The sequence below is a fragment of the Microvirga tunisiensis genome, assembly GCF_009296175.1.
Taxonomy (GTDB): Bacteria; Pseudomonadota; Alphaproteobacteria; order Rhizobiales; family Beijerinckiaceae; genus Microvirga; species Microvirga tunisiensis.
Map to the genome: position 1 here is coordinate 1 of NZ_VOSK01000305.1, position 7,138 is coordinate 7,138.

General features: G+C 63.4%; 11 protein-coding genes. 6 read left to right on the forward strand and 5 right to left on the reverse strand.

Features of this window, described 5'->3' with window-relative positions:
- Positions 1 to 127 precede the first annotated feature (127 nt).
- Genes FS320_RS34680 through FS320_RS46345 form a run of 3 tightly spaced genes read right to left on the reverse strand, consistent with a single transcriptional unit; the run spans position 128 to position 1,079 of the window.
- Positions 128 to 409, reverse strand: a complete 282-nt coding sequence (locus FS320_RS34680; RefSeq protein ID WP_338105608.1) for a WGR domain-containing protein — start codon at positions 407 to 409, stop codon at positions 128 to 130.
- On the reverse strand, positions 402 to 728 hold the full coding sequence (locus FS320_RS34685) for a hypothetical protein (protein WP_152716929.1): 327 nt from the start codon (positions 726 to 728) through the stop codon (positions 402 to 404). Before FS320_RS34685 ends, FS320_RS34680 begins: the two co-directional genes overlap by 8 nt.
- Before the next feature lie 27 nt (positions 729 to 755).
- A complete protein-coding gene (locus FS320_RS46345; protein ID WP_162562919.1) occupies positions 756 to 1,079 on the reverse strand; it encodes a hypothetical protein in 324 nt (107 codons plus the stop codon).
- Positions 1,080 to 1,081: 2 nt separating this feature from the next.
- On the opposite strand from FS320_RS46345, the gene FS320_RS48760 reads away from it, so the two are divergent.
- Positions 1,082 to 1,315, forward strand: coding sequence for a hypothetical protein (locus tag FS320_RS48760; protein WP_244627575.1), 234 nt, complete (start codon positions 1,082 to 1,084; stop codon positions 1,313 to 1,315).
- Between the two features lie 8 nt (positions 1,316 to 1,323).
- On the opposite strand, the gene FS320_RS34690 is transcribed toward FS320_RS48760, so the two are convergent.
- Both FS320_RS34690 and FS320_RS34695 read right to left on the reverse strand, forming a co-directional pair.
- Positions 1,324 to 1,713, reverse strand: coding sequence for a hypothetical protein (locus FS320_RS34690; protein ID WP_244627576.1), 390 nt, complete (start codon positions 1,711 to 1,713; stop codon positions 1,324 to 1,326).
- 4 nt (positions 1,714 to 1,717) lie between these two features.
- On the reverse strand, positions 1,718 to 3,718 hold the full coding sequence (locus FS320_RS34695; protein WP_152716930.1) for a protein-L-isoaspartate(D-aspartate) O-methyltransferase: 2,001 nt from the start codon (positions 3,716 to 3,718) through the stop codon (positions 1,718 to 1,720).
- A 394-nt stretch (positions 3,719 to 4,112) separates the two neighbouring features.
- On the opposite strand from FS320_RS34695, the gene FS320_RS48765 reads away from it, so the two are divergent.
- From FS320_RS48765 to FS320_RS34720, 5 genes are all read left to right on the forward strand, one after another.
- Entirely contained in the window at positions 4,113 to 4,700 is a 588-nt protein-coding gene (locus FS320_RS48765; protein WP_244627577.1) for a PRC-barrel domain-containing protein, read from the forward strand.
- Positions 4,701 to 4,735: 35 nt separating this feature from the next.
- Positions 4,736 to 5,170: a CBS domain-containing protein gene (locus FS320_RS34705; RefSeq protein WP_152716931.1), complete on the forward strand. Its 435-nt coding sequence runs from the start codon at positions 4,736 to 4,738 to the stop codon at positions 5,168 to 5,170.
- A 60-nt stretch (positions 5,171 to 5,230) separates the two neighbouring features.
- Positions 5,231 to 5,608: a hypothetical protein gene (locus tag FS320_RS34710; RefSeq protein WP_152716932.1), complete on the forward strand. Its 378-nt coding sequence runs from the start codon at positions 5,231 to 5,233 to the stop codon at positions 5,606 to 5,608.
- Between the two features lie 104 nt (positions 5,609 to 5,712).
- Positions 5,713 to 6,408 carry a sigma-70 family RNA polymerase sigma factor gene (locus FS320_RS34715; protein WP_152716933.1) on the forward strand — a complete coding sequence of 232 codons (696 nt, stop codon included), beginning with the start codon at positions 5,713 to 5,715 and terminating at the stop codon, positions 6,406 to 6,408.
- 89 nt (positions 6,409 to 6,497) lie between these two features.
- Positions 6,498 to 6,827 carry an I78 family peptidase inhibitor gene (locus FS320_RS34720; RefSeq protein ID WP_152716934.1) on the forward strand — a complete coding sequence of 110 codons (330 nt, stop codon included), beginning with the start codon at positions 6,498 to 6,500 and terminating at the stop codon, positions 6,825 to 6,827.
- Positions 6,828 to 7,138: the final 311 nt, after the last annotated feature.

Here is a 7,138-nt window from a genome sequence, read left to right on the forward strand (position 1 = left end):
ACCCCATGTCTTCTCCGCCAACGCGTTCCGACGTTCCAAACCTCGCCGCGATGAAAAAGGCGCAACAGATTGGCTCGCCCAAGCCGCAAGTCAGGTCATCGCAACCAGCGCAGGTGAATACGATCGGCTAGAAGTGTGTACTTTTTTGCAACGTCATAAATCTCGGTGCCCTCGCTGCCGCTTGACCCTCGGAGCACCGCTGTGCCTCGTCAGCCTCGACTTCGCTGGCGAAAACCTCAACCGGCTCCTGCCCGTTGGTGCCGATCCGGCGCCAGTTGCGCACGAGGCGCACGGTCCGAAACAGATCCCGTTCGATCATGAGGCTGTAGAAGCGCCAGATGCGCTGCTCCGGGTCGATCCGGTGCAGCACCAAGTGGTGCTTGATCGGGGACCGGAGATCGTCAGGCACGGCGCGGGTCCTGCTCTGGCCGCGTCGCGAGATAGTGGCGATAGACCTCGATGACGCGCCGGGCCGCGGCGCCCCTGTCCGGCTCGACACCGTTGGTCGGACGACCGTAGCGCGGACCTGGCAGGGAAACGGTCATCGACCATTGCCAGTGTCCGGACTGCAATCCGCCTTCGATCAGGTGAACGTTGCCGATGGTTTCGTCGCCCTCGACCATGTGGAGGCGCGGAAAACGCGCCGCGGGATCGAAGGCCATGAAGGCCTTCCTGTGCCATCCGCTGGTCGGATACACTTCGGCGGTTCTCATCCAATAGATCGACATCAGAATCTCGTTGCGCTCCGCTCTCGTCTACGTGCCACGGAACAGCAGCTTCTTTGCAGCGTCCGATATCTGCAACTGCGTCGGGGTCGACGCCAGGGCGTTGAGCTTCTCCTGGGCGGCCCTACGTTCGCGCTCCTCGATACCGGCAGATGGAGCAGCGGGAGCCTCTGGGGCCGTCATGGGCGGGATCGGCGCGTCAAATGGGAAATTCTCCCCCAGATCCGACGCCCGTCCGCCCTGGGCGTCGGCCGCGCGTCTGGCGGCAAAGGCCTTGTCGCGAATCTCGACGAGACGGGCGTCGGTGATCTGTCGTTCGTTCTCGTCTGGAACGGGTGACCTCTTGGGAGACATCGTTGGAGATCTCCGATTCGTGGCCGATCTATATGACGGACGATCCGGGCCAGCCACAGCATCATGCCGAGACCCAGATCCTGATCAATCTCCAAGGTGCGCCAGTCCTGCTCCGTCAGGTCGCGCATCTGTGCGATCTCCGGCGCCAGCGCCTTCTCATCCAGCATGCGGTAGGTGACATAGCCGTCATAGGCATCCATTGCCCCAAGGCCGTAGCCTGGATACGGCCCGCTTAAATCCTCTTTCATCTTCCAGATGACCCCGCGCCCAGGACGCACAAAGCAGGGTGGATATCGCGCGCAACAGCGATGCCACGCTCGCGATACGCGGGCTTGACGTCGCCCAGGCGTGCCAGCGCAAACAGCCACATGGCGAGATAGTGAAAGTACTGCCCATCCCGGTCCGGCGCCTCGCCGATCCAAAGCCCGCGCGGACGCCCAAGCACTCGCTCGACGTCGGTGACCAACCGCTCGGCCTCATCCAGCCAGCGCTCTTCACCAAGTTCACGGTAAAGCGAGACATAGAGCACGAGACCGAAGGCGTCGGTCCAGAGATAGCGCAGGCCATTGGGCCAGATCCGCTCGGTTCGCATCCAGTCGAGTTTGTTCAGGACATAGTCGACGTGGCGGAGCATGGCGCTAGAGCCCGAACGGGTAGGTCTCCGGTACGCCGGCTTTGGCATGCTCGGGCCCCAGCGGCGTCACGGCTGATGTCTCGTCGAACCAGACATAGGCATCGAACTGCCGCGGCAGGGAAGCATCGGAGTAATGGCTCAACAGCTCGGTGTCTGGCCGGTAGATCACGCCGATGAAACGCTCCAGCCGAGGCTCGAGCAGGCGGCGGCGAAGGGCCTCGTTCTGACTGGGCCGCAGATCCAGGAGAAAGCGGGGAACGCCGGCCTCATGGCAGAGTCGCTCGTAGCTGTCGCGCTGCGACGGCCGTACGCGTTTAACCTCCATGTCGCCGCCCCAATCCGACGCCGCCGCAACCGTGCCGGTATGCGTGCCAAAGCCGATCAAGGCTGCCTCGTCGCCGAAGCGTTCCCGGCAGAGCTGACCAATGTTGAGTTGCTCCCGAACCACGCCCATATCGGTGTGGCGGGCATCGCCAATATGCGAGTTGTGGGCCCAGACAATCGCCTTCGACTGAGGGCCCTTCGCCTCCAGCAGGTGCTCGAGTGTCTCGAACATGTGCGTGTCGCGCAGGTTCCAGGATTCCGCGCCGCCATAGTACATGATGCGGTAGTAGCGCTCGGCCGAAGCAATCAGCCGGGCATTCTGGGCCGCATCCAGGAAGCTCTCGCCGTCCTGTCCGGCATAATCAAGCCGCCTCCGCAGCAACTCCCGGCATTGGTCGATCACCGCCTGCTCGCATTTGGCATAGCTGGCCCTGAGCACCGCCCGCCCGTAGGTCGCCGGATTCTTCTGCCAGGGCGTCAGGCAGCCATAGCGCTCGCGTGCCACGGCGGCGGCTTCCGGATCGGTCCTGTCGAGGTATTCGAGCACAGCGGCGATCGAGCCGCTCATGTTGTAGATGTCGAGACCGTAGAAGCCGGCCCGAGCGCTGAGATCAGGAAGGGTCTCGTTGTGCTCGCGCATCCAACTGATGAGGTCCGCAACGTCGGTGTTGCGCCACATCCAGGTCGGGAAGCGCTGGAACGGCGGCTCGGCGTGATCCGGCCCGGGGCGAAGCCGCACATAGCGGTCCACCACCGCGGCGTCGGGCCAGTCGGCCTCGACGGCCACAATGGTGAAGCCGTGCGCTCGAATGAGATGACGGGTGATGGCGGCTCGCGCCCGGTAGAACTCGGAGGTGCCGTGGCTGGCCTCGCCGAGCAGCACCACGCGTCGGTCGGCGAAGCGATCAAAGAACCTTCCGAAGGCGGGATCGTCGAGATCAGGCAGGGGTTCGGCCGCCTCCGCGATCAGGTCCGGCAGGCTCTGCCCGCGTGACTGGCCGGGCACGTGATTGGTGGCCGAGCGCCGGCGGTCCTCGGCCCAGCCCTGCTCGCCGATCAGCGGCACGAACATGACGCCGCCGAGGTCCTCCTCCTCGTAATTCGCCTGGCCTGTTCGCGTCACCTTGAGCAGGGTCTGGTGCCCTTCTTCCGCTCCAACCGGGATGACCAGTCGACCGCCGACGGCAAGCTGCTCTTTCAGCGCTTGCGGCACTTCGGGCCCGCCGGCGGCCACTAGGATGGCGTCGAAAGGCGCGGCATCCGGCCAGCCGAGCGTGCCATCACCCACCCGCAACTCGATGTTGTCATAGCCCAGCCGCCGGAACCGCTCCTGAGCCGCCTCGCCCAGGGATGGATGGCGTTCGATGGCATAGACCCGGTCGGCAATCCGGCTCATGACCGCAGCGGCATAGCCTGATCCTGCGCCCACTTCGAGCACACGATCATCCGGCCTCACTTCGGCGGCTTCGATCATCAGAGCCACAATATAAGGCTGGGAGATCGTCTGGCCTTCACCGATCGGCAGCGGCCCATCCTCATAGGCGAACTCCTCGAAGCCCGGCTCGACAAAGGCCTCGCGCGGCACCTGGCGCATCGCATTCAGAACGTGAGGATCTCGCACGCCACGCCGGGCGATCTGGACGTCGACCATGCGGGCACGGGCACGGGAGAGATCAGGCATGGGAGGATCGCTCCAATTGAGTTCGCGGCAGGCTGAACCTTTCCGCTTCAACCCTCAAGATCTTTGTCAGATCCCGTCAGTAGCTCGCAGGACGACTTTCCCGTACACCTGTTCCTGCTTGAGGCGTTCCTGAGCTGCCCCTGCATCTCTCCGAAGCCGCTCGCAGTAGCCTTTCTCGATCTCAATCTGAATGGAATGCTCAGCTATCCCGTTGCCAAGGTGATACGCGGCCGCGGGATCCCCATCACCTTCGCAACCGGGTACGGTGGAGCTGGACTGCCGGACCTGTCTTCCTGGTTCTCGCGACCGGACCTGAAGGACCAGCCTTTGCGTTATCCTTTCAATCATGAGGCAATGCCCGGAGGCGATCCATCCCGGTGAAAGGGAAGTGCTCATGAGACGAACAACGTATTACGTGTTCCACTCGGCAGGTGCCCCTGACCTGTGTGGTATCACCGGCAATCCGGACGGTGCGACGCTCCCCGCCCCGGACGGGCCTTGGACCCTTGAGCAGCAGATCGCTCCGGACGAGCCTTGGTCCCTCAACGTGAACCAATCCGTCGTGGAGTTCGGGATTGTGGAGAATGGCTTTTATCTCTGGGGCCTGATCCCGCAGCACGCGTCACCCAAACCCGTCATCGAAAGCGACCGTGTCGAGGGCACGGCGGTGTTCGACCCTCAAGGGCATCGGATTGGCACCATCAAGCGATTGTTGATCGAGAAGGTGAGCGGGCGGGTGGTCTACGTTGACGTGACCTTCGGCGGCTTCCTGGGCTTGGGAGTTCACCATCACACCATCCCTTGGGAGAAGCTCACCTACGACACAAGGCTTCATGGCTATCGCACCGACATCACCGAAGAGCAGGTCCGAGGCGCCCCGGCTTTCTACGGAGATGATGAGGTCTGGCCCGACAAGAAACGTGAACAGGAGCTGTGGGACTACTGGCGTGATCTGCCCAGGGGCCTGTCTGAACCGCCGTAACCAAACCTGACAGAGGCACTCAAGAGGAGGCAGCCATGAAAGTCAGTGAAGTGATGACGAAGGACGTGCAGCTGATCGAGCCGACACAGACCATCCGCGATGCAGCGAAACGGATGGCCGAGATGGATGCCGGCATCGTGCCGGTGCGTGAGGGTGATCGGCTGGTCGGCATGATCACCGACCGGGATATCGCGGTTCGCGCCGTGGCTGAGGGCAAGGGGCCCGACACCCCGATCCGTGAGGTGATGACCGAGGACGTCAAGTACTGCTACGAGGACGACGACACCGCCGATGTGGCCCGCAACATGGCCGATATCCAAGTCCGCCGCCTGCCGGTGCTCACCCGCGACAAGCGCCTGGTGGGCATCATCTCGTTGGGTGACATGGCCGTGTCGAATGGCTCCAGCCGAGTCGGCGAGGCTGTGGCGGGCATCTCGCAGCCGGGCGGCCAGCACAGCCAGACCGGCTGATCGCGCACGTGAGTTGGTACGCGGGGAGGGGCCGTCACAGAGCCCCTCCCCGGTGATCTGATGACACCCGAGGGACGGGCGGGCTTAGGACAAGGCCGTCCGGCATCTCGTCTTCGACGCGTCCGTGTGGCCTGGGAGGCGCTCAATGATCTGGGCCCGCAGGATCGTCGCCCCGGTGAGTGGAACGAGGTCCAGGATCAGTTCGAAAGCCTGTTCGTGAAGCTCGGGTGCCCGGGCCAGAAGATGATGCTGGTGGCCACCTCTGGCCTCGGCGCCACCATGCTCTATGCCGGCCTTCCGAACACGGTTCTTCTGACCGCATTAGCAGGCTTCGAGCTGACCAGTGACAGCGAACTCCCGATAGAAGCCTCGCTGCTTGTCGGCCATCCTCACGCCTTCGAGAAACGCCTCAGGTATCCCAAACGGCCGTTCATGTGACAAGCCCAGGCGGCAAGGTCTTGGACAGCTCAAGGTGACGGCTGCGTGAGCGTGCCACAGGCTTGCTGGTTGATGTCGCAGAGATCACACAACATCTTTTATTTATGGCTGGCTCCAAGTTCAGGCCACCCAACCCCATTGTTCTTGGCGATGTGGTCCGAGAGCATCTGGGACAGCAGTTGCGTGGCGTCTATTCCGACCTCATCATCTCCGATCTGCCTCCGGATCTCGTCAGGCTGATCGGACGCCTGGAGAGTTCCATCCGGATCCCTGAGGATCGGCATGATCCAGGCTTCGTCCAGGACCTCCTGAACTCCATCCGTCATCTGCGCGCCTTTGCGATCTCGCTCACCCATGATGTGAACCGTGCGGAAGACCTGGTGCAGAGCACACTGCTGAAGGCCTGTGACCGGCGCAACCGGTTCGAGCCGGGCACCTGCCTCCAGGCCTGGCTGTTCACGATCCTGAAGAACGACTTTCACACCGAGCACCGGAAACGGCAGCGGGAGGTCGAGGATGTCGAAGGCGCCTATGCCGCCCGTCTGACCACGCTGCCGGAGCAGTTGGATGAGCTGGAGTTGCAGGATCTGTCGGAGGCTCTGTCCAAGCTGTCGGCGTGGCAGCGCGAGGTCCTGCTGCTGGTGGGCGTGGAGGGCATGAGCTATGAGGATATCGCCGCCCGCCAGCACGTGACGGTGGGCACCATCAAGAGCCGGGTCAACCGGGCCCGCCACCATCTCGCGGATATCCTTGGCCTCGGACCGGAAGACGCCATCGGCACGCGGTTCACCCATCGTTAGCGCTGGCGAGATGCACGAGGGCAGAGACAAGCAGCTCCGAGGCAGTGTTGACGATCTCAGCCCCTGGCCATGCAACGGAGGAGTCTGCCATGCAATCAAATATTCGACGAGACCTCCGCGTTGGCAGACGGACACGAACACTTTTCACGTCAGGCCTGCTGATCCTGTCTTCCGCCTGTGGGTTCGCTCAACCGCAACCACCGGCCCCGGAGCGGCAGGCCTGTGCGGCCGGCGAGGCCCGGGGGATCGTCGGGCAACCCTACTCGCCCGAGCTGGCCGAGAGAGCCCGGCGGACCGCCGGTGCCCGCGAGGTCCAAAAGATCGAGCCGGGGGGTGCCTTCACGACGGACCTCGATTCGGATCGGCTGGATATCGAGGTGGACCGCGCCGGGATCGTGACGGGCCTCCGCTGCGGATGACGTTCCATCCGCAGCGGTTTTGCCGCGGTGGTCCGGGCCATCGGAATGGCCATTCTTGCCGGCCGGGGGAGAACAGAGGGAGTTTGTCGAGCCAGGCAAGCCCGATGCTTCTGGTGCCTCCTGAGTGGCCCGACCTCCATTCCAGACGGATTGGTGTCGGAATATAATTGGTTTTGATGGTCGCGTGCTTTGGCTCCGACATCATCCAGTCCGAGTTGTGTTGCCTTTCCGGCGGACCCATCACCCGCCGAGGATCGCACGTTGAACGAGGAGGAACGCACAATGGCCCGCAATCCGATGACCCCCTTCCG